The 24,623-nt window shown below is 66.3% G+C and carries 22 protein-coding genes, 1 pseudogene and 1 riboswitch; of the genes and pseudogenes, 21 read left to right on the forward strand and 2 right to left on the reverse strand.

The window, feature by feature from the left end:
- Window positions 1-54 precede the first annotated feature (54 nt).
- The 7 genes and pseudogenes from GOACH_RS08215 to ribD all read left to right on the forward strand — a co-directional run bounded on the left by GOACH_RS08215 (window position 55) and on the right by ribD (window position 6,987).
- On the forward strand, window positions 55-1,986 hold the full coding sequence (locus tag GOACH_RS08215) for a primosomal protein N' (protein WP_005173247.1): 1,932 nt from the start codon (window positions 55-57) through the stop codon (window positions 1,984-1,986).
- 38 nt (window positions 1,987-2,024) lie between these two features.
- On the forward strand, window positions 2,025-2,984 hold the full coding sequence (gene fmt, locus GOACH_RS08220) for a methionyl-tRNA formyltransferase (protein WP_005173249.1): 960 nt from the start codon (window positions 2,025-2,027) through the stop codon (window positions 2,982-2,984).
- A complete protein-coding gene (locus tag GOACH_RS08225) occupies window positions 2,981-4,354 on the forward strand; it encodes an RsmB/NOP family class I SAM-dependent RNA methyltransferase (RefSeq protein WP_005173251.1) in 1,374 nt (457 codons plus the stop codon). The genes fmt and GOACH_RS08225 overlap by 4 nt, the downstream gene beginning before the upstream one ends.
- Before the next feature lie 121 nt (window positions 4,355-4,475).
- A pseudogene (locus GOACH_RS24235) lies at window positions 4,476-4,616 on the forward strand (type I methionyl aminopeptidase); the annotation flags it as partial.
- Window positions 4,617-4,642: 26 nt separating this feature from the next.
- Window positions 4,643-5,272, forward strand: a complete 630-nt coding sequence (locus tag GOACH_RS08230; RefSeq protein WP_005173253.1) for a GtrA family protein — start codon at window positions 4,643-4,645, stop codon at window positions 5,270-5,272.
- A gap of 31 nt (window positions 5,273-5,303) precedes the next feature.
- Entirely contained in the window at window positions 5,304-5,981 is a 678-nt protein-coding gene (gene rpe, locus GOACH_RS08235) for a ribulose-phosphate 3-epimerase (protein WP_040518126.1), read from the forward strand.
- Window positions 5,982-6,003: 22 nt separating this feature from the next.
- Window positions 6,004-6,987, forward strand: coding sequence for a bifunctional diaminohydroxyphosphoribosylaminopyrimidine deaminase/5-amino-6-(5-phosphoribosylamino)uracil reductase RibD (ribD, locus tag GOACH_RS08240; protein WP_040518048.1), 984 nt, complete (start codon window positions 6,004-6,006; stop codon window positions 6,985-6,987).
- A gap of 3 nt (window positions 6,988-6,990) precedes the next feature.
- Here ribD and GOACH_RS08245 read toward each other — a convergent pair whose 3' ends face one another.
- A complete protein-coding gene (locus tag GOACH_RS08245; protein WP_005173267.1) occupies window positions 6,991-7,254 on the reverse strand; it encodes a lipopolysaccharide assembly protein LapA domain-containing protein in 264 nt (87 codons plus the stop codon).
- A gap of 151 nt (window positions 7,255-7,405) precedes the next feature.
- A riboswitch (FMN riboswitch) is annotated at window positions 7,406-7,560 on the forward strand.
- An 83-nt stretch (window positions 7,561-7,643) separates the two neighbouring features.
- Here GOACH_RS08245 and GOACH_RS08250 point away from each other — a divergent pair.
- The 13 genes from GOACH_RS08250 (at window position 7,644) to ppc (ending at window position 22,378) form a co-directional block, all read left to right on the forward strand.
- Window positions 7,644-8,294, forward strand: coding sequence for a riboflavin synthase (locus GOACH_RS08250; protein ID WP_005173268.1), 651 nt, complete (start codon window positions 7,644-7,646; stop codon window positions 8,292-8,294).
- An 89-nt stretch (window positions 8,295-8,383) separates the two neighbouring features.
- On the forward strand, window positions 8,384-9,685 hold the full coding sequence (locus tag GOACH_RS08255) for a bifunctional 3,4-dihydroxy-2-butanone-4-phosphate synthase/GTP cyclohydrolase II (RefSeq protein WP_040518128.1): 1,302 nt from the start codon (window positions 8,384-8,386) through the stop codon (window positions 9,683-9,685).
- Window positions 9,682-10,170: a 6,7-dimethyl-8-ribityllumazine synthase gene (gene ribH / locus GOACH_RS08260; RefSeq protein WP_005173272.1), complete on the forward strand. Its 489-nt coding sequence runs from the start codon at window positions 9,682-9,684 to the stop codon at window positions 10,168-10,170. Before GOACH_RS08255 ends, ribH begins: the two co-directional genes overlap by 4 nt.
- A gap of 92 nt (window positions 10,171-10,262) precedes the next feature.
- Window positions 10,263-10,703 (forward strand): PH domain-containing protein, encoded by a 441-nt coding sequence (locus GOACH_RS08265; protein ID WP_052003955.1) that lies wholly within the window; start codon window positions 10,263-10,265, stop codon window positions 10,701-10,703.
- A 48-nt stretch (window positions 10,704-10,751) separates the two neighbouring features.
- Window positions 10,752-12,827 carry an excinuclease ABC subunit UvrC gene (gene uvrC, locus GOACH_RS08270; protein ID WP_005173278.1) on the forward strand — a complete coding sequence of 692 codons (2,076 nt, stop codon included), beginning with the start codon at window positions 10,752-10,754 and terminating at the stop codon, window positions 12,825-12,827.
- The gene (rapZ, locus tag GOACH_RS08275) at window positions 12,820-13,722 is read left to right on the forward strand and encodes an RNase adapter RapZ (protein WP_005173281.1); all 903 of its coding nucleotides are present in this window, start codon (window positions 12,820-12,822) and stop codon (window positions 13,720-13,722) included. Before uvrC ends, rapZ begins: the two co-directional genes overlap by 8 nt.
- Window positions 13,719-14,729 carry a gluconeogenesis factor YvcK family protein gene (locus GOACH_RS08280; RefSeq protein ID WP_005173282.1) on the forward strand — a complete coding sequence of 337 codons (1,011 nt, stop codon included), beginning with the start codon at window positions 13,719-13,721 and terminating at the stop codon, window positions 14,727-14,729. The genes rapZ and GOACH_RS08280 overlap by 4 nt, the downstream gene beginning before the upstream one ends.
- A 109-nt stretch (window positions 14,730-14,838) precedes the next feature.
- Window positions 14,839-15,816 (forward strand): DNA-binding protein WhiA, encoded by a 978-nt coding sequence (whiA, locus tag GOACH_RS08285; protein WP_174320817.1) that lies wholly within the window; start codon window positions 14,839-14,841, stop codon window positions 15,814-15,816.
- A 196-nt stretch (window positions 15,817-16,012) separates the two neighbouring features.
- A complete protein-coding gene (gap, locus tag GOACH_RS08290; protein ID WP_005173287.1) occupies window positions 16,013-17,035 on the forward strand; it encodes a type I glyceraldehyde-3-phosphate dehydrogenase in 1,023 nt (340 codons plus the stop codon).
- Complete coding sequence (locus tag GOACH_RS08295; protein WP_005173290.1) at window positions 17,035-18,246, forward strand: phosphoglycerate kinase; 1,212 nt, start codon at window positions 17,035-17,037, stop codon at window positions 18,244-18,246. The genes gap and GOACH_RS08295 overlap by 1 nt, the downstream gene beginning before the upstream one ends.
- The gene (tpiA, locus tag GOACH_RS08300) at window positions 18,246-19,037 is read left to right on the forward strand and encodes a triose-phosphate isomerase (protein WP_005173293.1); all 792 of its coding nucleotides are present in this window, start codon (window positions 18,246-18,248) and stop codon (window positions 19,035-19,037) included. The genes GOACH_RS08295 and tpiA overlap by 1 nt, the downstream gene beginning before the upstream one ends.
- A gap of 146 nt (window positions 19,038-19,183) precedes the next feature.
- Window positions 19,184-19,417 (forward strand): preprotein translocase subunit SecG, encoded by a 234-nt coding sequence (gene secG, locus GOACH_RS08305; protein ID WP_005173296.1) that lies wholly within the window; start codon window positions 19,184-19,186, stop codon window positions 19,415-19,417.
- Window positions 19,418-19,543: 126 nt separating this feature from the next.
- Entirely contained in the window at window positions 19,544-22,378 is a 2,835-nt protein-coding gene (gene ppc / locus GOACH_RS08310) for a phosphoenolpyruvate carboxylase (protein ID WP_005173299.1), read from the forward strand.
- Here the strand turns inward: ppc and GOACH_RS08315 are convergent.
- Complete coding sequence (locus GOACH_RS08315; RefSeq protein ID WP_005173302.1) at window positions 22,375-23,748, reverse strand: glycosyltransferase; 1,374 nt, start codon at window positions 23,746-23,748, stop codon at window positions 22,375-22,377. The genes ppc and GOACH_RS08315 overlap by 4 nt on opposite strands.
- A gap of 91 nt (window positions 23,749-23,839) precedes the next feature.
- On the opposite strand from GOACH_RS08315, the gene GOACH_RS08320 reads away from it, so the two are divergent.
- A complete protein-coding gene (locus tag GOACH_RS08320) occupies window positions 23,840-24,466 on the forward strand; it encodes a TetR/AcrR family transcriptional regulator (RefSeq protein ID WP_245551848.1) in 627 nt (208 codons plus the stop codon).
- Window positions 24,467-24,623: the final 157 nt, after the last annotated feature.

A 24,623-nucleotide genomic window follows, 5' to 3' on the forward strand; every position in this document is an offset into this window, starting at 1 on the left:
GCCACAGTTCTGAAAGAACGCGCAGCGTCGAAGCCGGTCGCGAAGGTCCTGCCCATGTTGGGGTTGGCCCATCTCGACCGGCCTTTCGATTATCTGATCGACGCCGAGCAGGATGCCGATGCCGTGCCCGGCGTCCGCGTGCGTGTGCGGTTCTCGGGTCGGCTCATCGACGGTTTTCTCCTCGATCGCGTCGACGAATCCGAGCATCCCGGCAAGTTGGGGTGGCTGGAACGGGTCGTCTCTCCCGAGCCGGTGCTCTCCCCGGAGATGGCCCTGGTCTGTCGTGCGGTCGCGCAGCGGTACGCGGGCACGATGTCCGACGTCGTTCGGCTCGCCGTGCCCCCGCGCCACGCCCGCACCGAGAAAGAGGAGTCGCCTGCGCCGACGTCGGACATCGTCGTTCCAGAGCGTGACGGGTGGCGCGCGTATCTCACCGCCGACTCCTTCCTCGACTCACTCACCGAGGCAGCTCCGCGCGCGCTGTGGCAGGCGACTCCGGGTGAGGACTGGCCTGCGCGGCTGGCCGAACTCGCGGCGCACGTCGCCGCCGCAGGCCGTGGCGTCGTCGTCGTCGTACCCGATCAGCGCGATCTCGACAGGTTGTCGGCTGCATGTGAACCGCTGCTCGGCGATCGTTGTGTGACGCTCGCCGCGGGGCTCGGACCGACCGCACGGTACCGGCGCTGGCTGGCGGTCCGGCGCGGCGCAGCCGACGTCGTACTCGGCACGCGCAGCGCGGTGTTCGCGCCCGTACACGACCTCGGACTCATCGTGGTCTGGGACGACGGCGACGACAGCCTCGACGAGCCTCGCGCGCCCTACCCGCATCCGCGTGAGGTTGCGGTCTTGCGGGCACACATCGAGCGAGGCGCACTAGTGATCGGCGGGTTCGCGCGCACCGCGGAGGCCCAGGTCCTCGCCGAAGCCGGCTGGGCACACGACCTCGTCGCCGACCGTCCGACGATCCGCGACCGCAGCCCGCGGATCGACGCGATCAGCGACGAGGACTCGCGGGTCGCACGCGATCCGCTGGCGCACAGCGCGCGGATTCCCGAGGTGGCGTTCGACGCCGCCCGCAGGGCGATCGCTGCCGACACCCCCGTCCTGTTCAGCGTGCCCCGCCGCGGGTACATCCCGTCGCTTGCGTGTGCACGATGCCGCACCCACGTGCGGTGCAGGTCCTGTCACGGTCCGGTCCAGATGGGAGCGGACCAGCAGCTGACCTGTCGGTGGTGTGGACGTGTCGAACTGCGTTTCCGTTGCGTCGAGTGCGGCGGCACCCAGGTCAGAGCGTTGACGACCGGTGCGCGACGCACCGCAGAGGAACTGGGCCGTGCGTTCGCGGGAGTCCCCGTGCTGACCAGTGGCGGTTCGTCGATCGCCGACAGCGTCGACGGTGGGGCCCGCGTCGTCGTGTCGACTCCCGGTGCGGAGCCGGTCGCCGACGGCGGTTACGGTGCAGCCATTGTTCTCGACACCTGGGCGCAACTCGACAGATTCGACCTGCGGGTCGACGAGAACGCGGTCCGACGCTGGATGGCGGTCGGCGCACTGATCCGTCCGCGCCGCGAGGGTGGCGCGATGGTGATCGTCGCCGACGCGTCGCTGAGTCCGGTGCAGGCGGTCATCCGGTGGGATCCGGTGGGCTTTGCCGCTCATGAGCTCGCCAACCGGGTCGAACTCGGATTCCCCCCCGCGGTGACGATGGCGTCCATCGACGGGGACACCGCGTCGATCAACTCGTTCACCGACCTGATCGAGTTGCCCACTGGTGCAGACGTTCTCGGGCCGGTGCCGCTGCCACCCGGCGTGCGCCCACCTGCCGGGGTTCCCGATGGCGGCGAGATCGAACGCATCCTGGTGCGTACCGACCGCCGGCGCGGGCGTGAGCTGACCGATGCTCTGACAGCGGCGCAGGTGCGTCGCAACACACATCACGAGACCGGGCCGATCCGCGTGCAGGTCGATCCACCTACCATCGGATGAGCGCAAACCATGCGCCTCACGACTCGAAGGAGCAGGACGTGCGGATCGTGTTCGCCGGAACACCCGAGGTGGCGGTGCCCTCGTTGCAGCGGCTCCTCGCCTCGCCCGATCACGAGGTCGTCGGCGTGATCTCACGACCCGACGCCGTCGCCGGCCGTGGTCGCAAGGTGTCGCGCTCACCGGTCGCCGCGCTCGCCGACGCCGGCGACATCGAGGTCATCACCCCGCGTCGGATGTCCGACGCCGAGGTCGCCGAGGCGCTCGCGCGGTGGGCGCCCGACGTCGGAGCCGTCGTCGCCTACGGCGGTCTCATTCCTCCCGACGTCCTCGGCATTCCGCCGCACGGGTGGATCAACCTGCACTTCTCGGTGCTGCCCGCATGGCGGGGTGCCGCGCCGGTGCAGGCTGCGATCGCCGCGGGTGACGAGACCACAGGGGCCAGCACCTTTCTGCTCGAGAAGGGTCTCGACACCGGACCCGTGTACGGCGTGTTGACCGAAACCATCCGGCCGACCGACACCAGTGGAGAGCTGCTGGGAAGACTCGCCGACGCCGGGTCGGACCTGCTCGTGTCGACCATCGACGGGATCGCTGCGGGGGCGCTGTCACCGGTGCCCCAGCCCGCCGAGGGCATCAGTCACGCACCCAAGGTCGGGGTCGACGATGCACGTATCCGCTGGACCCTGCCGGCACATCTACTCGACCGACGTATCCGCGCGCACACACCCGCACCGGGAGCGTGGACGACCCTCGGCGACGCCCGCGTCAAGATCGGACCGGTCGGCGTCGTCGCAGCCGACGATCCGACAGTGCCGACCGAGCTCGCACCGGGCCGTGTGGTCGTGACCAAAAAGGTGGTCTTCGTCGGCACCGCGACGTCGCCCGTGCGACTCGGGTGGGTGCAGCCACCGGGCAAAAAGCAGATGCCCGCGACCGACTGGGCGCGGGGCGCACGGCTCGGTGAGGAGACCGTGCTGGGCGAGGCGGTGCCGTCATGAGCGATCCCAAGCTTCGTAAGAAGGCCGTCGATCCGGTGCGCGAGGTCGCGCGTGACGTACTGCGTGCGGTCCGCGCGCGCGATGCCTACGCGAACCTGGTACTCCCGAAGCTGTTGCGCGAGCGCAAGATCACCGGTCGCGATGCGGCGTTGGCCACAGAGTTGACCTACGGCACCGCACGCGCACTCGGGACACTCGACGCGATCATCGCCGCCGCGGCGAACCGACCCGTGTCCGAGATCGACGGCGACGTCCTCGACGTCCTCCGTCTCGGGGCCTATCAATTGCTCCGCACCCGCATCGGGGCACACGCGGCGGTGTCGACATCTGTCGACCTGATCCGCAGCGAAAAAGGCATGGGCCCTTCGGGTTTCGTGAATGCGGTGCTGCGCAAGATCTCTCAGCGAGACGAGGACCTGTGGGTCGACGAGCTCGCGCCGCCGATCTGGGACGACCTTGTCGGGAATCTGGCGTTTCGGTATGCGCACCCGCGATGGATCGCGCAGGTCTTCTCCGACGCACTCGGTGGCTCCGCGGGCGAATTACAGGCTGCCCTCGCCGCCGACGATGAGCGCCCCCCGGTGCACCTCGTCGCCCGTCCCGGACTGATCACCGCGGAGGAGTTGGCCCTGACCAGCGGCGGTGAGGTCGGCCGCTATTCGCCGTATGCGGTGTATCTGCCCGGCGGCGATCCCGGCGACATCGAGGCTGTGCGCCAGGGTTATGCGGGTGTTCAGGATGAGGGCAGTCAACTCGTGGCGCGGGCTGTCACGGCAGCCGACGTCGGGGAGGACGGTGGCCGGTGGCTGGACATGTGCGCCGGTCCCGGCGGCAAGGCCGCTCTCATCGGCGCCATCGCCGACATCGACGGCGCGCATGTCGATGCCGTCGAGGTGAGTGAACACCGCGCAGACCTGATCCGCGGGGTCACACGCGACATGCCGGTCGACGTGCACGTCGGGGACGCGCGCAGTCTCACCGCGGAGACCGGCTTAGCACCCGGCTACGACAGAATCCTGCTCGACGCTCCGTGTTCGGGGCTGGGTTCTCTGCGTCGCCGACCCGAGGCCAGGTGGCGGCGCACACCCGCCGACGTCGATGAACTGGTGGGGCTGCAGCGTGAGCTGCTGACGGAGGCTCTGAAGATGATCCGTCCCGGCGGCGTCGTCGTGTATTCGACGTGCTCGCCGCACCCCGCGGAGACGACAGAACTCGTCGCGGGTGTTCTCGCCGACGTCCCCGAGGCCAGTCAGCTCGACGCCCGGCCGCTCGTCGGTACCGAGGAGATCGGCGATGGCCCGCACGTGCAGCTCTGGCCGCACCGGCAGGGCACCGACGCGATGTTCCTGGCGGCACTGACACGAGAATGAGGGGCCCGTTACGACGCATCGTCGTTTCTTTGATCGACCGCGACGGTCACCTCGCGGCGTTCTACATCTGAGTATCGGCTGAACCGCCCGGGTCGGCGTCGCACGACGGCGCTTCGTCCGCTGGTGGGAACGGGGATCTGCCAACCTCGTCGTCGACGACGGCTGGACATTGCGTATGGCAGACGGGCGAAATGCAGCGCATTCAGAACGCACCATTGCGATCACTTCTGACGGCGCGCGGATTCTCGGTGCGGGAGTTTGAGGAGCGACCACGTATATTGCCCTTACGTGAACGATCTTCGCCAAGCCCGCTACGCCGAGCACATACGTAGTCTGGGCCAATTTGTCCGATTCGGGATCGTCGGAGCGTGCGGGGTCGTCGTCAACATGGTCGTCGCCATTCTCCTGAACAAGGCTCACGGCGGCACCGCGAAGGCCAACGACGTGCTGTGGCACGTCAGCGGCACCGACTTCAACGTGCGATTCACTGTGATCGTCTGGGTCGTCGGGTTCCTCGTCGCCAACTGTGTGAACTTCCAGCTCAATCGCACCTGGACCTTCAAGAGTGCCAAGCACGCGAGCTGGTGGTCGGAGTTCTGGCCATTTCTCGCAGTCGGCAGCGTCGCTGCGATCGTCGGTATGTTCCTGAAGGTCGGGTTCACCAATCCGACCTCCCCGATCTACCTCTCGTCGTCGTTTTTCCATGAGGGAGCGGGTCTGCATTCGCGCGAATACTGGGCCCAGATCATCACGATCGTGATCACGATGCCCATCAACTTCGCGGTCAACAAGCTGTGGACCTTCCGCGCGGTCCGGTCGCCGATCGCTTCACCCGACGACCCGAACCAGCCCCCTGCCTCGTCGGAGCCGGCGATATCGTCGGGGCCTGCCACATCGTCGGAAGCGATGGACAATTAAATTGACTGCCATGACTGATGCCAACACCCCGATGATCGCGCCGTCGATTCTCTCCGCCGACTTCGCCAACCTGGCCGCGGAATCGGCAGCGGTCGCGCATCCTGGCGACACCCGCGCGGACTGGCTGCACGTCGACGTGATGGATGCGCACTTCGTTCCGAACCTCACGCTCGGTCTCCCCGTCGTCGAGAGTCTGCTCAAGGCCACAGACATCCCCCTCGACTGCCATCTGATGATCGACGACCCCAAACGTTGGGCGCCGCCGTATGCCGAGGCCGGGGCCTACAACGTGACCTTTCACGCCGAGGCCACCGACGATCCGGTCGACGTTGCACGTGACATCCGTGCCGCAGGTGGCAAGGCGGGACTCGCGATCAAGCCGAACACCCCGCTCGAGCCCTACCTGGAGATACTGCGGGACATCGACACCCTGCTGGTCATGAGCGTCGAGCCCGGCTTCGGTGGCCAGAAGTTCATCGCCGAGGTGCTGGAGAAGGTCCGTATCGTGCGCACGATCATCGACTCGTCGGATCTGCGTCTGCTCGTGGAGATCGACGGTGGTATCAACGCCGACACCATCGAGCAGGCTGCAGAGGCCGGCGTCGACTGCTTCGTCGCCGGCTCGGCCGTGTATGGCGCGGAGGATCCGGGTAAGGCCGTTGCCGCGTTGCGTGAGCAGGCGGCGGCGGCCCGGGCACGTGTCGACTGACCGGTCGCTGCTCGATTCCGCCATGCGCTCGGCCATGGGGGAATCCGTGGCCGCGTTGGGCATCAGCTCACCCAATCCACCCGTCGGAGCGGTCATCGTTTCACCTCACGGTGAGATCGTCGCCCGAGGCCATACGCAGCCCCCCGGCGGGCCCCACGCGGAGATCGTGGCGTTGCGGGCTGCCGGAGATGCGGCTCGGGGTGCGACCGCAGTGGTCACACTCGAACCGTGCAACCACACCGGTCGCACAGGACCCTGCTCAGAGGCGCTGATCGACGCCGGCATCGCGCGCGTGGTCTTCGCGGTCGCCGACCCCAACCCGGCCGCCAGTGGCGGGGCGCAGCGACTTCGTGACGCGGGCGTCGTCGTCGAATCAGGGCGGCTCTCCACCGAGGTCGGCGACGGCCCGTTACGGCAGTGGCTGTTCCGACAGAGGCACGGCCGTCCCTTCGTCACTGCGAAGCTCGCGTCGACGGTCGACGGCCGCGTCGCCGCCCCCGACGGCACGAGTCGCTGGATCACCGGTTCGGCGTCGCGAGAACGTGCACACCGCCAACGCGCGCAGGTCGACGCGATCGTCGTGGGCACGGGGACGGTGATCGCCGATGACCCGTCATTGACGGCGCGGTTGCCCGACGGAACCCTCGCGTCACATCAGCCGGTCCGGATCGCGATGGGACTGCGTGAGATCTCGGAGTCGGCACGCATCCGCGACGACGCCGCCCCGTTCCTCGCCGTCCCGAGTCACGATCCCGCAGATGTGCTGGCAGCAGTTCCCGACGCCACGTGGGTGGTTGTCGAGGGTGGTCCGGCCGTCATCGGCGCGTTCGCGGACGCGGACCTCGTCGATGAGGTGGAGGCGTACATCGCGCCGATGGTGCTGGGAGCCGGGGCATCGTCGGTCGATCGTCCGACGGTCACCACGCTCGCCGATGCGCGCCGATTCGCCACCGCCTCGGTCGAGAAACTCGGCGACGACGTCCTCATCCGCATGACACGCGCGTGAGCGCTACTTGCGCTTGAGTCGGTTCCTCCCGATGAACCAACCTGCGATCACACCGGCGACCGCCACGATGGTGAGGATCAGCCAGAGTGAGGCTCCGACATGGAATGCCAGGAAGTTGATGCGCACGTGCTGGGTGTTCTGCGCGATGAAGATGACGCCGACGACGATCAGGACGATCGGAACCCAGTTGCGTGCGGCGAGGGTGAGGACTTTCTGCCCGGTCGACGGGGTCGAGGTGGTGGTCGTACCGCTGGTGCCTGCGGACATGATGATGCTGCCTTTCCTGGGACCCGAGACGGGTGCTGCACGGGGTGAAACGCCCGATGATCGGAATTATCGCCCGGTGAGGGCTCGCTGGTGGGGGAACCGCCCAGTGGCGGGTGTCGCGTCGTGTGACCAGCGTGCTAGCGTCGAAAGCACACGTTCTCGGGGCGGGGTGCAAGTCCCCACCGGCGGTGAGTGGTCGCGATCGGATCGCGGCGACAAGCCCGCGAGCGCCCGGCCAGGTCGGGGTCAGCAGATCCGGTGTGATTCCGGAGCCGACGGTCACAGTCCGGATGTGAGAGAACAAGACAGCGTCGGCGCGCTGTCCTGTCCGCCCCAGCGGGTCACCCTCGACGGGGTCTCCCGGACAAGGGCAGGACAGGAGCGCACATTTGTTCACCGGCATCGTCGAAGAACTCGGCACGATCGTCACGCGCGACGACCTCTCCGACTCGGCTCGATTCACCATCTCCGGACCGCTCGTGACCTCCGACGCCTCGCACGGTGACTCGATCGCGGTCAACGGCGTGTGCCTGACCGTCGTCGACCTCTCATCCGACGGCTCATTCACCGTGGACGTGATGGCCGAGTCACTCACTCGCAGTTCGCTCGATGTCCTCGCCGCCGGAAGCCGGGTCAACCTCGAGCGCGCGATGGCCGCAGACGGGCGCTTCGGTGGGCACATCGTGCAGGGGCACGTCGACGGCACGGGCACCGTGGCGTCGGTGACCCCCTCCGAGCACTGGAGCGTCGTCCGGATCGTGGTACCCGACAAGCTTTCCCGCTACCTCGTCGAGAAGGGATCGATCACCGTCGACGGTGTGTCCCTCACGGTGTCTGCTGTCGGAACCGACCCCGACGCCGGGGGCGAGCACTGGTTCGAAATTTCGCTGATCCCCACCACGTTGAACGAAACGAACCTGGGTGCGGCGCAGGTGGGCGCCGTGGTCAACCTCGAAGTCGACGTTATCGCCAAGTACGTCGAGCGGCTTCACACGGCGGGCGCCTCCGGCGCGCCTGTCGACGCAGCAGGAATGAAGTGAGTCAGATGAGTGACAAGAACAACGTGGAGGCGTCGTCGAGCACGACGATCAACGGATCGAATGGCACTGTCGTGCCAGATGTCGGTGTGATGGGTGTCGACAGCGCGCGCACGGGCGTCGAGCTCGATTCCGTGGAGCGTGCCATCGCCGACATCGCGGCGGGCAAGGCCGTCGTCGTTGTCGACGACGAAGACCGCGAGAACGAGGGCGACCTGATCTTCGCCGCGGAGAAGGCCACACCGGAACTCGTCGCGTTCATGGTGCGCTATACCTCCGGCTACCTGTGCGTGCCCCTCGACGGCGACACCTGCGATCGGCTGGGACTGCCCCCGATGTACTCGGTGAACCAGGACAAGCACGGAACCGCGTACACGGTGACCGTGGACGCCCGCGAGGGCATCGGTACCGGCATCAGCGCATCCGACCGCGCCACCACGATGCGGAAGCTCTCCGACCCGGCGAGCACGGCCAACGACTTCACCAGACCGGGCCACGTCGTACCGCTGCGCGCGAAGGACGGGGGAGTGCTGCGCCGCCCCGGACACACCGAGGCCGCCGTCGACCTCGCGCGGCTCGCCGGATTCACCCCCGCCGGCGTGATCTGCGAGATCGTGTCGCAGAAGGACGAGGGGGCGATGGCGCAGACACCGGAACTGCGGGTGTTCGCCGACGAACACGACCTCGCGCTCATCTCGATCGCCGACCTCATCGCGTGGCGCCGCCGACACGAGAAGCACGTGGTGCGTGTCGCTGACGCGCGCATCCCCACCCGGCACGGCGAGTTCCGCGCGGTCGGCTACACCAGCATCCACGACGACGTCGAGCACGTCGCTTTGGTCATGGGAGACATCGCCGGTGAGGACGGAACCGGCAGCGATGTGCTTGTGCGGGTGCACTCGGAGTGTCTGACGGGCGACGTGTTCGGATCCCTTCGCTGTGACTGTGGGCCGCAACTCGACGCAGCGATGGAGATGGTCGCCGCCGAGGGGCGCGGCGTTGTCCTCTACATGCGCGGACACGAAGGGCGCGGCATCGGCCTGATGCACAAGCTGCAGGCCTACCAGTTGCAGGATGCGGGTTCGGACACCGTCGACGCCAACCTCCAACTCGGACTGCCTGCTGATTCCCGTGACTATGGACTCGGCGCGCAGATACTCGCCGACCTCGGCGTCACCTCGATGAGGTTGCTCACCAACAATCCGGCCAAGCGGGTGGGACTCGACGGTTACGGACTGCAGATCGTCGAACGCGTTCCCATGCCGGTGCGGGCGAACAAGGAGAACCTGCGGTATCTGCGCACCAAGCGCGACCGTATGGGCCACGACATCATCGGACTCGACGAGCCGCTCGCCGACGGAGCGGCCGTCGCGGGTGAGGCGGGACAGGCATGAGCGGCGCAGGCGAACCCGAACTCGACCTCGGCGACGCGGGCGGAGTCTCGCTGGCGATCGTGTCCTCCCAGTGGCATGCGACGATCTGCACCGCACTGCTCGACGGTGCACTGCGTGAGGCGCGAAAGAACGGCGTCGAGGACCCGACCGTCGTCCAGGTCGCCGGCGCGATCGAACTACCGGTAATCGTTCAGGCGCTGGCTCGCACACACGATGCCGTGGTCGCGCTCGGCGTGGTGATCAAGGGCGAGACACCCCACTTCGAGTACGTGTGCGACGCCGTCACCGCGGGACTCACGCGAGTCTCGCTCGACGAGTCGACACCCGTCGGAAACGGAGTGCTCACCACGCTGAACGAGCAGCAGGCTCTCGATCGGGCAGGTCTGCCCGACTCCAAGGAAGACAAGGGTGCCCAGGCGACTGCTGCGGCGCTCGCGTCGGCACTCACGCTCCGGGCGCTGGGCGCCGCCGGGTCGTCGTCGTGACCGAGCGCGTCCCCGATGCGACGTCCGTCGACAAGACGGGCAGCGACAAGACGGGCAGCGACCGAAGGGGCTCGGTTGACGCCGAGTGGGACATGGTCTACCGGCCGCGCAGGCTGGTACGGATCGCGATCGCTGTTGCCGTCGTCGTGCTGGCGATCCACGTCATATTCGGTGTGTTGCTCACCATCTCCGACACGGGCCCGGAGAACATCGGGGCGTCGGATCAGGCGGCAATCATGATCATCGGCGTGATCATTGCGGCAGCCGTGCTCCTGTTCACCCGACCGCGACTGCGTGTGGGTCCCGGCGGTGTCTCAGTGCGCAATCTGTGGTCGGACCGGCTGTTCGAATGGGATCGCGTGCGCGGGCTGACCTACCCGGATCGTGGGTTCGGTGCGCAGCTGCTCCTGCCGGCCGACGAACACATCCCCGTGCTCGCGGTCCAGGCTGGCGACGGCGACAGGGCGGTCGACGCCATGGAGCGCTACCGCGAGCTCGAAACGCGTTACCAGAGCCGGTCCGCCTCGTCCTGATCGGCGGGTGCGGGGCTGGCGTCGCAGCCGCGTACTAGCCTGGATTCCGTGGCCGACCCGACTACCTACCGTCCCGCGCCGGGAACCATCCCGACCGACCCCGGGGTCTACCGCTTCCGCGATGCACACGGCAGGGTCATCTATGTCGGCAAGGCCAAGAACCTCCGCTCGCGCCTCACGTCGTACTTCGCCGACGTGGCGTCGCTGCATCCGCGTACGCGCCGGATGGTCACCACCGCGGCGTCGGTCGAGTGGACGGTCGTCGGAACCGAGGTCGAGGCGCTCCAGCTCGAATACAACTGGATCAAGGAGTTCGACCCTCGATTCAACGTCCGCTATCGCGACGACAAGACCTATCCGATGCTCGCGGTCACTCTCAACGAGGAGTACCCGCGGTTGTTCGTCTACCGGGGACCGCGCAAGAAGGGGGTCCGGTACTTCGGTCCGTACTCCCACGCCTGGGCCATCCGTGAGACCGTCGACCTGCTCACCCGTGTCTTTCCGGCCAGGACGTGCTCGGCCGGCGTGTTCAAACGTCACCGTCAGATCGACCGTCCGTGCCTTCTGGGCTACATCGACAAGTGTGCGGCACCGTGTATCGGGCGTGTCAGTGCCGACGAGCACCGCGCGATCGTCAACGACTTCTGCGACTTCCTCGCCGGCCGCACCGATCAGATGATCCGACGTCTCGAACGCGAGATGAACACGGCGGCAGAACAACTCGACTTCGAACGCGCCGCGCGACTGCGCGACGACGTCGGCGCGATGCGTCGCGCGATGGAGAAGCAGGCCGTCGTACTCGGTGACGGGACCGACGCCGACGTCGTTGCGATGGTCGGCGACGACCTCGAGGTGTCGGTCCAGGTCTTCCACGTCCGCGACGGGCGTGTGCGTGGACAACGGGGGTGGGTCGTCGAAAAGCCCGACGACGAATCGCCTGCCGAGCAGGTCGCCCAGTTCCTCACGCAGTTCTACGGCCGTCAGGACGATCTCGACGGCAGCGACGCGATCCCGCGTGAGGTTCTCGTTCCGGAGTTACCACCCGACGAGGAGCAACTCGCGGAGTGGTTGTCGGGGCTTCGTGGGTCCAAGGTGCGTTTGCGGGTGCCGCAGCGAGGCGACAAGCGGGCGCTCTTCGAGACCGTCGAACGCAATGCTGGTGAGGCGCTCGCCCAGCACAAGCTCCGTCGTGCGGGCGACCTCACGACCCGCTCGGCTGCGCTCACCGAACTGCAGGAGTCGCTCGGCCTCGACCAGGCGCCCCTGCGGATCGAATGTGTCGACATCTCCCACGTTCAGGGGACCGACGTCGTCGCGTCGCTCGTCGTCTTCGAGGACGGGTTGCCCCGCAAGTCCGACTACCGGCACTACTCGATCCGTCAGGCCGCAGGCGATGGCCACTCCGACGACGTGGCGTCGATCGCGGAGGTGACGCGGAGACGGTTCCTCCGGCACCGTGCCGACCAGGAGGCCGCGGCCGTTGCCGCAGCATCAGTGACGTCAGGCGAGATCTCCGCGCGCGCAGTCGATTCCGCTCCGCCCCCGCCGAAGAGGTTCGCATATCCGCCGAATCTCTACGTCGTCGACGGAGGCGCGCCACAGGTACACGCGGCCGCGGCCGTGCTCGACGAACTCGGCGTCAACGACGTCTCGGTGATCGGACTTGCCAAGCGCCTCGAAGAGGTCTGGGTGCCCGGTGACGACGACCCGGTGATCCTCCCGCGCACGAGCGAAGCCCTGTTCCTCCTGCAACGTGTGCGCGACGAGGCACACCGATTCGCGATCACCTTCCACCGCAGCAAACGCAGCAAACGGATGACCGAATCGGTGCTCGACGGCGTCGCAGGACTCGGGCGAGCTCGACGCACCGCGCTTGTCACGCACTTCGGTTCGGTAGCGCGGCTGCGGGAGGCATCGATCGACGAGATCGCGCAGGTACCAGGTATTGGCGAGGCGACAGCGCGTGCGGTCCACGAGGCACTCGGCCCCGCGGAGACGGGCGACGCGAGCACGGCCGCGGTGTCGAGTCGGGCGGGAGCCGCCGCCCAGACCGAAGTTTCCGCCCAGACCGGAGTTTCCACCCAGACGGAAGTTTCCACCCAGACGGGAGCAGAGAGTGGATGAGATCGCCGACGACGATCGACTCGTCGTCCTGTTCGTCGCGGGTATGTCGGGCGCGGGCCGGTCGACCGTCGCCAACATTCTCGAGGACGACGGGTGGTATGTCGCCGACAATGTGCCGGCGCCGTTGCTCTCGACGCTGGTCGAGACCGTGCGAGGTTCCGACCCGCCGGTCACCCGACTCGCAGTGGTACTGCGTGCATCCGATCCCTCGATCGGTGCGCAGCTGGAGTCACTGCGTACAGAGCTCGAACTCGCGGGCATCGCCACCAAGGTGTTGTTCCTCGATGCGACCGATCCCGTCCTCGTTCGTAGATTCGAGCAGGTTCGTCGTCGACATCCGTTGCAGGGCAAAGAAACATTGGTCGAGGGAATAGCACGCGAACGTGTCATCCTCGCGCCGATCAAGAACTCCGCCGACCTCGTCGTCGAGACGTCGTCGCTGACCGTCTCCAAGTTGCGCGAGCTCGTCGAGGAGGTCTATCCACACGACGGCGAGCCGCGGCTGTCGATCGCCGTGCAGTCGTTCGGCTTCAAATACGGGCTTCCCATCGACTCCGACATGGTGGCCGACGTCCGCTTCCTCCCCAACCCGTACTGGGTGCCGGAATTACGGGAACAGAACGGGCGAGACGCACCCGTCCGCGACTACGTCCTCGGCCACGACGAAGCCGGACACTTCCTCGATCTCTACACAGCGCTCATCGGCGTCGTCGGCAAGGGGTACCTGCGTGAGGGCAAGCGGTACATGACGATCAGCGTCGGTTGTACCGGTGGCAAGCATCGCAGTGTCGCCATCTCCGAGGAACTGGCCGCGCGGTTGAGAGCCGCGGGAGACGAGGCCAATTCGACGCGCTACGACGTGCGCGTGATGCACCGCGATCTGGGGCGCGAATGACCGGCCCGCAGCGCATCGTCGCCCTCGGTGGGGGTCACGGGCTCTACGCGACTCTGACGGCGATGCGTTACCTGAGTTCCGATGTCACAGCGGTGGTCACCGTCGCCGACGACGGTGGTTCGTCTGGGCGTCTTCGCGGCGAGCTCGACATCATCCCGCCGGGCGACCTCCGGATGGCGATGGTGGCGCTGATGAGCGCGCCGGCCGCTCTGGACGATCGCGGCGACGATCCCGCACCTGGTGAGATGCAGCGCTCCCGCCACGAACTGTGGGCACGGACGCTGCAGCACCGGTTCGGGGGATACGGTGCACTGGCGGGACATCCCGTCGGGAACCTGTTGCTCGCCGGTCTGTCCGAGGTGCTCGGTGACCCTGTCGCGGCTCTCGACGAACTGGGCAGACTCTTCGACATCGACGGGCGGGTGCTTCCCATGTCGACCGGGCCGCTGGAGATCGAGGCGGATGTGTCCGGTCTGGAATCGGATCCTCGGATCAGCCGGGTCATCCGCGGGCAGGTCGCCGTGGCGACGACTCCGGGCAAGGTACGTCGGGTGCGTTTGCTGCCGCACGATCCGCCCGCCTGCGACGCCGCTCTCGACGCCATTGCCGCGGCGGATCTCGTCGTGCTGGGCCCCGGGTCGTGGTTCTCGAGTGTCATCCCGCACGTGCTGGTACCCGCGCAGCGAAAAGCATTGCAGGAGAGTGCAGCTCGCAAGATGCTGATCGTCAACCTCGCGCCCGAGCCGGGGGAGACGCCCGGGTTCTCCGTCGAGCGTCACCTGCACGTTTTGCATGCCCATGACGACACCCTGACCGTCGATGACGTCGTCGTCGATGCCGCTTCTGTACCGTCGGGAGCCGAGCGCGATCACCTGGTGCGGGCAGCGAAGAACTTCGGCGCGCAACTGCGCGTCGGCGACCTCGCCGTGCCCGGTCAGCACGTCCACGACCCCGTCAAGGTCGCGTCACTGGTGAAGCAACTGTGCGAAGGTGAAGTCACCGACTAGGCTGTGCCCATTGTCTGCAGCGCGTTCCCGCCAGGGAATCAGGTGACTGCGGAATCGCCGAACCGAGGGGTTTGAGAACCAGGTGACAGGAGGCAAGGGACCGGTGGCAATGACCGTGGCCGTGAAGGACGAGCTGAGCCGACTCACGGTGACACAGGTGAGTTGCCGCAGGGCCGAGGTGTCCGCGTTGTTGCGGTTTGCGGGTGGTCTGCACATCGTCGCCGGTCGTGTGGTGGTCGAGGCGGAGGTCGACATGGGAAATGTCGCACGTCGGCTGCGCCGCGAGATCCACGATCTCTACGGCTACGCCTCCGATGTCCATGTGCTCCGCAGTGGCGGCATCCGCAAGAGTGCGCGCTACATCGTCCGTGTCACCAAGGACGGTGAGGGACTCGCACGGCAGACAGGACTGCTCGATCTGCGCGGCCGGCCCGTTCGGGGTCTGCCCGCGCAGGTGGTCGGCGGGAGCGTGGCCGACGCCGAAGCTGCTTGGCGCGGAGCGTTTCTCGCGCACGGATCGCTCACCGAACCCGGCCGGTCGTCGGCCCTCGAGGTCAGTTGTCCCGGCCCGGAGGCCGCACTTGCGCTGGTCGGCGCTGCACGTCGGCTCGGGGTCTCGGCCAAGGCGCGGGAGGTGCGCGGTGCCGACCGCGTCGTGATCCGCGATGGGGAGGCCATCGGAGCTCTGCTCACCCGCATGGGGGCACACGACACCCGACTGGTGTGGGAGGAGCGTCGAATGCGTCGCGAGGTACGCGCGACTGCGAACCGCCTTGCGAACTTCGACGACGCGAACCTTCGCAGGTCAGCGCGGGCCGCGGTCGCCGCGGCTGCGCGCGTCGAGCGTGCGCTGGAAATCCTCGGCGACGAGGTGCCCGACCATCTCGTGGCCGCGGGGCAATTGCGCGTCACGCACCGGCAGGCGTCGCTGGAGGAGCTCGGGCAGCTCGCCGATCCGCCGATGACCAAGGATGCCGTCGCCGGGCGTATCCGTCGGCTGCTGTCGATGGCTGACAAGAAGGCGCGCACCGAGGGCATCCCGGATACGGAATCGGCTGTCACGTCGGATCTTCTCGACGACGCCTGAACGCGCCGGAGCGTGCCAGACCACCACGACAACGACCGCAGCGCCTGCCCTGTGGGACGGGTACCGACCCTAATGGGTGCCGCAGCAGGTCGGGACCACTAGGCTGGGTGTGACTGGGTTCGCGGAGGCTCGTTGCTCCGTCCCATGACCCGGGCCTGCAGGCCCGAGACCGACGAAACCGCTTAAGGAGCACACAGTGACTGTTCGGGTAGGCGTCAACGGATTCGGCCGGATCGGCCGCAATTTCTTCCGTGCCGTCGAGGCACAAAAGAAGCTGGGCCAGACCGACATCGAGATCGTTGCGGTCAACGACCTGGCCGACAACAAGTCCCTCGCACATCTGCTGAAGTTCGACTCCGTCGGCGGAATCCTCGACGAAGAGGTCTCGCTCGAGGGTGAGGACACCATCGTCGTCGGCAATCAGAAGATCAAGGCGCTCGAGGTCCGTGAGGGTCCGGCTGCGCTTCCCTGGGGCGATCTCGGTGTTGACGTCGTCGTCGAATCGACCGGCATCTTCACGAATGCGGCGAAGGCAAAGGGCCACCTCGAGGCAGGCGCCAAGAAGGTTGTCATCTCGGCCCCCGCGACCGACGAGGACATCACCATCGTGATGGGTGTCAACGACGACAAGTACGACGGCAGCCAGAACATCATCTCCAACGCGTCGTGCACCACGAACTGCCTCGGCCCCTTCGCGAAGGTGATGAACGACGAGTTCGGCATCATCAAGGGCCTGATGACCACGGTCCACGCGTACACCGCCGACCAGAATCTGCAAGACGGCCCGCACAAGGATCTGCGTCGCGCCCGCGCGGCCGCGATCAACATCGTGCCGACCTCGACCGGTGCTGCCAAGGCCATCGGCCTCGTGCTGCCGGAACTGAAGGGCAAGCTCGACGGATTCGCGCTGCGTGTCCCGATCCCCACCGGCTCGATCACCGACCTCACCGTCGAACTTGAGAAGACTCCGTCGGTCGATGAGATCAACGCAGCCATGAAGGCAGCTGCCGACGGCCCGCTCAAGGGCATCCTGCGCTACTACGACGCTCCGATCGTCTCGTCCGACATCGTCGGTGACCCGCACTCGTCGATCTTCGACTCCGGACTCACCAAGGTGATCGAGGGCAACCTGGCCAAGGTCAGCTCCTGGTACGACAACGAGTGGGGCTACTCCAACCGCCTCGTCGACCTCGCCGGTCTGGTGGGTAAGTCCCTGTAATGAGCGTAAAGACTCTGAAAGACCTTCTGGCCGAAGGCGTTTCAGGGCGTGCGGTGCTGGTCCGGTCGGATTTCAACGTTCCCCTCGACGGAGACAAGATCACCGACCCGGGCCGCATCATCGCCTCCCTGCCGACGCTCAACGCGCTGATCGACGCAGGCGCCAAGGTCGTCATCGCCGCTCATCTCGGACGTCCCAAGGGCACACCCGACCCGAAGTACTCGTTGGCCCCGGTCGCCGAGCGTCTCGGTGAAGAACTCGGACGCAACGTCCAGCTCGCCGCGGACGTCGTCGGTTCCGATGCCCTCGCCCGTGCAGAGGGGTTGACCGACGGTGACGTGTTGCTGCTCGAGAACGTACGGTTCGATGCACGCGAGACGTCGAAAGTCGATGCCGAACGTGAGTCGATGGCCAAGCAGCTCGCGGAACTGGTCGGCGACGACGGCGCGTTCGTGTCCGACGGCTTCGGTGTGGTGCACCGCAAGCAGGCGTCGGTATACGACGTCGCCAAGCTGTTGCCGCACTTCGCCGGTCAACTCGTCGAGCGTGAGGTCGACGTCCTGACGAAGCTGACGACCGACCCCGCACGCCCGTACGCGGTGGTGCTCGGTGGGTCGAAGGTGTCGGACAAGCTCGGCGTCATCGAGTCCCTGGCACCCAAGGTCGACACTCTCGTGATCGGCGGCGGAATGGCATTCACCTTCCTCGCCGCACAGGGACATTCCGTCGGCAAGTCGCTGTTGCAAGAGGATCAGATCGACGTCTGTAAAGACCTGCTCGAACGCTTCGCCGATGTCATCCACCTGCCGGTCGATGTCGTCGTCGGCGACACATTCGCCGCCGATGCCGAATCCGACACCGTGAGCGTCGACGAGATCCCCGACGAGTGGATGGGTCTCGACATCGGCCCGGAGTCGGTCAACCGCTTCGCCGCGGTGCTGACGGGAGCCAAGACGATCTTCTGGAACGGTCCGATGGGCGTGTTCGAGTTCCCGAAGTTCGCTGCGGGAACCAAGGGCGTGGCCGAGGCGATCATCACCGCGACCGACAACGGCGCCTTCAGCGTCGTCGGCGGTGGTGATTCGGCAGCGGCTGTTCGCACGCTCGGGTTGCCGGAGAATCACTTCTCGCACGTCTCGACGGGCGGTGGTGCATCCCTGGAGTTCCTCGAAGGCAAGGAACTCCCGGGTCTCAAGGTGCTGGAGGATTGATGGCAGGCTCTCGTAAACCGCTCATCGCGGGCAACTGGAAAATGAATCTCAACCACCTCGAGGCGATAGCCCTGGTGCAGAAGATCGCTTTCGCGCTGCCGGCGAAGTACTTCGAGAAGGTCGACGTCACGGTCATCCCGCCGTTCACCGACATCCGCAGCGTGCAGACCGTCGTCGACGGCGACAAGTTGTTGCTCACCTACGGTGCGCAGGATCTGTCCGAGCACGATTCGGGCGCCTACACCGGCGAGATCAGCGGAGCGTTCCTCGCCAAGCTGGGCTGCACCTTCGTCGTGGTGGGGCACTCCGAACGTCGGACGATGCACGGCGAGACCGATGAGGTGGTGCTCGCCAAGACCAAGGCGGCGCTGCGCCACGGTCTGACGCCGATCGTGTGCATCGGCGAGCATCTCGATGTGCGCGAGGCCGGAAACCAGGTCTCCCACAATGTCGAACAACTCAAGGCCTCGCTCGCTGGGTTGTCGGCGGAGGAGATCGGCAAGGTCGTTGTCGCGTATGAGCCCGTCTGGGCCATCGGCACCGGTCGGGTCGCGAGTGCGCAGGATGCGCAGGAAGTGTGTGGCGCCGTTCGGACTGCTTTGGCCGAATTGGCCGACGACGCCACGGCGGCGACGGTGCGCGTACTCTACGGCGGGTCGGTCAACGCGAAGAACGTCGGCGACCTCGGCGCCCAGCCGGACGTCGACGGAGCGCTTGTCGGCGGTGCATCACTGAAGGCCGACGAGTTCGCAACGCTGTCGGCGATCGCCGCGGGCGGTCCGCTGCCCTGACAGGTCATCCGCGGACAGCGGGGCACTCGAGGTAGTGCCGACCCTGACGCGTAGACTGTGGCAGGTTGGTTTCGCTGTGCGCCGTGTGCGCATGCGGGGCCAACCTGCCCTCTGCCGTTACCCGACGAAACAGGAATGCTCACCGGATGAAGCTCGCGCTCGAAATCGGTCTGATCGTGACCAGCGTTCTGCTGGTCGTCCTTGTGCTGCTTCATCGCGGCAAGGGCGGAGGCCTGTCCTCGCTGTTCGGTGGCGGCGTCCAGTCGAGCCTCTCGGGCTCGAGTGTTGTCGAGCGCAACCTCGACCGGTTGACGATCTTCGTAGGACTCGTGTGGTTCATCCTGATCATCGGCGTCGAACTGGACATCAAGTTCTCCTGACCACCGCGGTACGGATCTCCGACGACCCGGTTGTCAGCACAAGGGCCGCGCACGAGCGCGGCCCTTGTGCTGTGCGCCGACCCCGCCGAGATGCCCGCGCCGCTGAATACCTGAATACTTGAGGACATGACCTCAACCGATCCGTCCCACGGTGCCCCGAGCTGGCGTCCGTCGAAGTCCATCGACGATCTGATCTCTGTTGACGACGAGGGAAGAGCCCTCACCGAACCGCTTCGCGAAGACATACGGCTGCTTGGCGGACTCCTCGGCGACGCGATCAGGGAGCATTCGGGCGACGAGGTCTTCGATCTGGTCGAGGCAGCGCGAGTCGCGGCATTCCGTATCCGTCGTGCCGAGATCGACCGTGACGAGCTCGCCGACATGTTCACCGACCTCGACATCGACACCGCGATGCCGGTCATCCGCGCATTCGGTAACTTTGCTCTGCTGGCGAATCTCGCCGAGGACATTCACCGTGAGCGCCGACGTGCGATCCACGTGCGTGCGGGTGATCCGCCACAGGACAGCAGTCTGGCGGCGACCTACGCGAAACTCGCAGCGGCCGACCTGTCCGATGCCCAGGTCGGGGCAGCGCTTGCCGACGCCACCGTTGTCCCGGTCATCACCGCGCATCCCACCGAAACCCGACGCCGCACCGTTTTCGACGCGCAGAACCGCATCACAGAGCTCATGCGCTTCCGTGGCCGCACCGACCTGACCTCCGAGGAGGACGAGGAGGTCATCGAAGCGATCGAGCGTCAGATCCTGACGCTGTGGCAGACGGCGCTCATTCGGCTCGAACGCCTGACCATCCAGGACGAGATCCGGTCCGGTCTGCGCTATTACGACGCCTCGTTCTTCGAGGTCGTACCCAAGATCAACACGTCAGTCAGGTCGACGCTGCAGGCGGCCTATCCCGACGCGGGACTCTCCGATGACCCCATCCTCCGGATGGGGTCATGGATAGGTGGCGACCGTGATGGCAACCCGTACGTGACCGGTGACGTCGTTAGCCTGGCCACGTCATTGGCGGCGCGGACGGCGATCGGCCATCACCTGTCCGAACTCGCATTGCTGCGACAAGAACTCAGCATGTCGGCGCGGCTCATCGAAACCAGCGGGCGACTCGTCGAGCTCGCAGGCGTCGATCCGGATGATCCGGCAACCGACGAGCCATTCCGGCTGGCCCTCAAGCACATCCGAGCGCGTCTGGTGGCGACCGCCGAATCGTTGTTCGGTCCGGACGTGCTGCAGAAAGAAGACCTCGACCTCATCGACGGCAAGGCTCCGTATGCCGAGGCCTCGGAACTGCTCGCCGACCTCGACGTGGTCGACGGTGCGCTGCGGGAGAACCGCGACAACGCCATTGCCGACGACCGTCTGCTGCGGCTCCGTGAGGGTGTGCGGACGTTCGGATTCAATCTGTCGGGGCTGGACATGCGGCAGAACTCCGACATGCACGAGGAGGTCGTCGCGGAGTTGCTCGCGTGGGCTGGCGTCACTCCCGACTATCTTTCGCTGTCCGAGGAAGAACGGGTCTCCGTACTCTCCGCAGAGTTGCAGGCCCGCCGCCCACTCACGCGGCCCGATGCGGAGCTGTCTGAACTCGCACGCAAGGAACTCGACATCGTTCGTGCTGCCGCCGACGCGGTCAGCGCATTCGGCCCGCAGTCGGTACCGAACTACGTCATCTCGATGTGTACGTCGGTCAGCGACATGCTCGAGCCGATGATCCTCCTCAAGGAGGCCGGCCTGATCGACATCGACGACGACGGCGCGGTGGTCTCAACCGTGCGAATCGTCCCGTTGTTCGAAACCATCGAAGACCTTCAGCAGGGTGCAGAAACCCTGCTGGCTGCACTCGATCTGCCCTTTTACCGCGGTCTCGTCGATTCACAGGCAGGCATGCAGGAGGTCATGCTCGGGTACTCGGACTCCAACAAGGACGGCGGTTACATGGCCGCCAACTGGGCGCTCTACCGCGGGGAGCTCGATCTGGTCGAGGCGGCGAAGAAGGCCGGGATTCGCCTGCGCCTGTTCCATGGTCGCGGTGGCACTGTCGGACGTGGTGGTGGACCGAGTTATGACGCCATCCTCGCGCAGCCCCCGGGCGCTGTGCAGGGGTCGTTGCGGATCACCGAACAGGGCGAGATCATTGCGGCCAAGTACGCCGAACCCGTTGTCGCAGAACGGAATCTGGAAACCCTTCTTGCAGCCACGATCGAATCGTCGCTGCTGGATGTCGAGGGCCTCGATGACGAGTCCGAGCAGGCCTACCAGAACATGGACGAAGTCGCGGCACTTGCCCGCTCGGCCTACTCGAAGCTCGTGCACGAGACGCCCGGTTTCGTCGAGTACTTCACCACGTCGACCCCGCTGTCGGAGATCGGGGCTCTGAACATCGGCTCCAGGCCCGCATCGCGAAAGCAGACCGAGAAGATCTCCGATCTGCGTGCCATCCCGTGGGTGTTGTCGTGGACACAGTCGCGTGTGATGCTGCCCGGCTGGTACGGGACCGGGTCGGCGTTCGAGGAGTGGGTTGGCGACGACCCGGAGCGGCTCGAGACACTTCGGCGGTACTACGAGAAGTGGCCGTTCTTCCGCACGGTGATGTCGAATATGGCGCAGGTCCTCGCCAAATCGGACATGGGTCTCGCACATCGGTACGCCCAACTCGTCCCCGACGAGGCGTTGCGCGACAAGGTATTCGGCATGATCGTCGACGAACATGAGCGGACCCTGGCGATGTACGCGAAGATCACCGGCACCGACGATCTGCTCGCCGACAACGCCGCACTGAAGCGTTCGGTCTACAACCGTTTCCCGTATCTGGAGCCGCTCAATCTGCTGCAGGTGGAACTGCTGCGGCGGTTCCGCGCGGGCGACGACAGCCCGCGGGTACGTCGAGGCATCCAGCTCACCATGAACGGACTGGCAACGGCGTTGCGCAACAGCGGCTAGCGCCTGGCGGCGCGTAGCCCGGCCCGGCTCGTGCACAAGCGCGACCGTCCTCCGACGGGGTGGTTTCGTTCATCCCCATGGCTCGACGCATGCTCGAGCGCCTGTGCGATCGACTCGAGTGGAGCGTACTGCGACAGTGCGGAGGAGAGCGTGGCAGCGGCCTGTCGGTAGCTACTGTCGTCGAGTACGCGGGCCACTGCATTGCGTATCTGTGAGTGCGTCGGACTGTCGGTGCGAAGGTCGATTCCCGTGCCGTGGAACGCAACACGCGCCGCAACCTCGGGTTTGTCTTCGGCGCCGGGGGCGATCACAGCTGGTACGCCATGTGCGTGCGCCAGCATGACCGTGCCGAATCCGCCGTTGGAGATGATTGCCGACGTCGCGGGTAGCAGCTGGTCATAGGGGAGGAATTCGGCGGCGCGGCAATTGTCCGGTAGTCGCCCGAGCGTTTCGACAGGGCGCCCACCCGTGCTGGCCACGACCGTCACGTTCATGTCGGCCAGGGCCGTGGCCGCCGGGCGTACGAGCGAGTCGAAGTCGGAGTTGGCGAGGGTTCCCTGTGTGACGTGGATGATCGGTCGACTTTTGTCGATGTCGTTCCACCAGCTCGGCATCTCCGGGGCGGGGATCGATCTGCTCGTGTCGATCGGCCCGACGAAACGCACGGTCGGCAACAGGTCGTCCAGGGGGTATTCGAACTCGCGTGGCCCGAGATGCAGGTAGGAATCGAATGATGCCGCGACGTCGAGAACGAACGGGAACCCGGGCGGCACAGGAGATTCGGTCATCTCGCTGTACAGTCCGATCGCGTATCGCTGCAGCGATCGGAAGAGCACTCTCCGCGCGAAGGAGTTCATCGCCCGGTTGCGGAGCATCCCCGCGTGCGACCACGACGGGGCGAATCCGGAGTTGGGGGGTGCGGTGTTGCGACTGAACTGCGCCAACGGGCCGACTCCGACCGCCAGAACGGGCGGGCGCTGCCTGCGCTGTCCGACGAGAAGTGGCAGCGCGCCGAGGAAAAAGTTGTCCACCAGAATCGCGTCGACCGGGGCGGCGTCGAGAGCCGCCCGAAGGCCACTCCACTGCTCGGGCATCGGACGGACGAAGGTCTGGGTCAATTGATACCGAGACAGTCCGATGCCGTGATATCGGTCTGCGTGGGGCAGATAGGTGTCGAGCTCGCGCTCGTCGAAATCGGCGACGCCGTCAAGCCGAAGAGGTTGCGCGCCGGCAGCGCGGATCGAGGGGGCGAACCGTGATCCGGTCAGCATCGTCACCTCGTGGCCGCGGGCAGCCAGGTCACGAGCGACAGCCACGAGCGGTGCCACATGGCCGACGAGGGGAGTGCTCGCGAGAAGATAGTGACTCATCGTCGGCCTCCGGAGGCTGCTCGAAATTTCACCAGATTCAGATTCTGGTTAATATGAGCAATGTAACCGCACAAGAACCGAGGTGCAACAGGTGGCACGCAAATACGAGTCGCAGCTGCGCAGTGGGCGAGCGGCCGCAACGCGCGCACACGTACTCGCTGCGGCGCGCGATCTCTTCGGCGAACAGGGATACACGGCCACGTCGATCAAGGAGATCGCAAGTCGTGCCGGGGTGTCGCTCCACACGGTCCATGCCACAGGCGTGAAGGCCGAGCTGATGGCGGCAGTCCTCGAGCGCGAGTTCATGGGCGCGGAGGGCGAGTTGTTCGCCGAACAGGCCGAGGTGCGCGACATCTTCGCCGAGCCGGACAACGATGTCGCGCTCGGCCGCTACACCCGATTTCTGGCCGACGGGCACTCGCGCATCGCGCGGCTATGGCACACCGCGCTCCTCGCGGGTGATGCGGATCCGGCGATCAGGGCGGCACTGCGCCGTTCCGAGGCGGCCAGGGCTGCGGAGATCGACGTCGGCAGTCACGTGTTCGTGGCGCGCGGCCTTGTGTCAGAGGGGGAGCGAGCACGATTCGCCGTGATCCTGACACATCTGACCGACCCGGAATCGTTCCACTACTTCGTGATTCGTAACGGCTGGAGTGCCGAGGACTACGCGCAGTGGCTGCTGACGAGCATCGGGGCGCACCTCGACCGTCCTGCGTGATCACCCCGCGCACGACACTCGAGAGCTTCTGTGACACGTCATCCGCACATCGTTGCGGTGCACCAGATGTCGGTCGGGGCGCCGAATCGTCGCGACAGCCGGCGTCCCTGGACATAGCATGGTCATCGATAGTTCCATATGGAAGTACCTTGACCGA

Origin of the sequence: Gordonia aichiensis NBRC 108223, assembly GCF_000332975.1 — a bacterium.
Lineage (GTDB): Bacteria > Actinomycetota > Actinomycetes > Mycobacteriales > Mycobacteriaceae > Gordonia > Gordonia aichiensis.